Raw genomic sequence first — 1,421 nt, forward strand, 5'->3', positions numbered from 1 at the left:
CCTCAGAAGGGTGGTGGTTCGTAGTTTTGGGCGAGCCAGGCTTGGCGTTGGCGTTCTTCTTCGGCGATGAGTTCGCTGCGTTGCCGGCGTTCGGCGGTGATGCGGTCGCGGCGGTTCTGTTCACGAGTCTGCTTTCGCCGCGGCATCATCACCTCCCGATACCGCGCGGGCTCGGTCTCCATATTCGGCACCGCCAGCGGCTCGGTGGGCTGGCCCAGGGTGGGGAACAACGCCGCCCCATGCGCCTCAGAGATGTAGGTGTGGCCGGTGGGGCTGGTCAACACGATCGTCCCGTCCGGCTTCTGCCGCTCGGCCCACCCAGGATGAAACGTCTTGATCAAATGATGAATCTTGCAGTAATGCTTGAGATCTGACGCATGGGTGAGCCCATCCGGATAGGGCACCGTATGGTCCAACTCGCACGTAGCGACCGGCTTGTCGCAGCCCGGCCACCGACACGTCAAATCCCGCCACCGAGTGAACTCCCGCGTCACCGCCGAGGGCCGATACCCCGGATCCGGCGTCGGCGTCGGCACCACCACCGCCTTGAGCTGCGCCCTACCGGCCAGGGTGCGCACCGATTCGGCGGGCAGCATCCCGAACCCGGCCAAATACCCCGGCGCATTACCAGTGCCCTCCACGGTGGACTGCTCGGCGACCACATGAATCACCACCGAGGCCGCCGCAGCCGCCTGATCCCGCTGCACACCGACCGGGCAATCCGCACGCCCACACTGACACACCAAAGTCACTTCCCCGCGGCCCACCGCCCCCGTAGCCGCCGCACGCCGCTGCTGATGGCTACGCGGATCCTCCGGGCACACCGTGGCAGCGATGGCATCCAAGCGCGCGGTCAACGCCGCGCCATCCTCGGCACGCATCGACCCACTGATCGTGGCCATCCCCGGTTGCGTCGGCGCGGCGGTGACGTCGACATAACAATGCTCATCAACCTTCGCCGGTACCCGCACCCCCGCCGGATCGAACGTGGCCACCCACTGATCCACCCGATCCTTGAGCTTCGGCGCCGACAACTTCATCCACTTGCGGCACTGCCCGGCGATCGCGGAGTCCACCGCTGCCATCACCGCATCCTCAACATTCTCGGTGCGCGCGACGATCATCGACACCACCCGGTAATCGATCACCCCGGACACAAACACCCGCGCCACCCGCGGCAACCGATACCACAAATTGCAGGCGAACTGCACCTGCGCCACCGCCCGGGCATGACTGATGTTCTGCACCGCCGCAACCTCAGCGGCCACCCCATCACAATGATCAGCCACCCACCACCGACACTGCGCCAACGGCTCCTGACGCCGGACGAACAACTCCGCCACCGCCGCCAAGCGCTGCGCAATCGCCGTCGACTCATCGCGCGTCGACTCACCCATCACATCGACGAGCTCCCCATCCCC

The 1,421-nt window shown here is 66.2% G+C and carries 1 protein-coding gene; it reads right to left on the reverse strand.

All coding sequences use genetic code 11. From position 1 onward, the window contains the following. Positions 1 to 2: 2 nt before the first annotated feature. Positions 3 to 1,421, reverse strand: a 1,419-nt coding sequence (locus A5724_RS22965; RefSeq protein WP_232004941.1) for an HNH endonuclease signature motif containing protein, incomplete at its 5' end; no start/stop codon positions are given.

It is taken from the genome of Mycobacterium sp. ACS1612 (assembly GCF_001667505.1).
Classification (GTDB): domain Bacteria; phylum Actinomycetota; class Actinomycetes; order Mycobacteriales; family Mycobacteriaceae; genus Mycobacterium.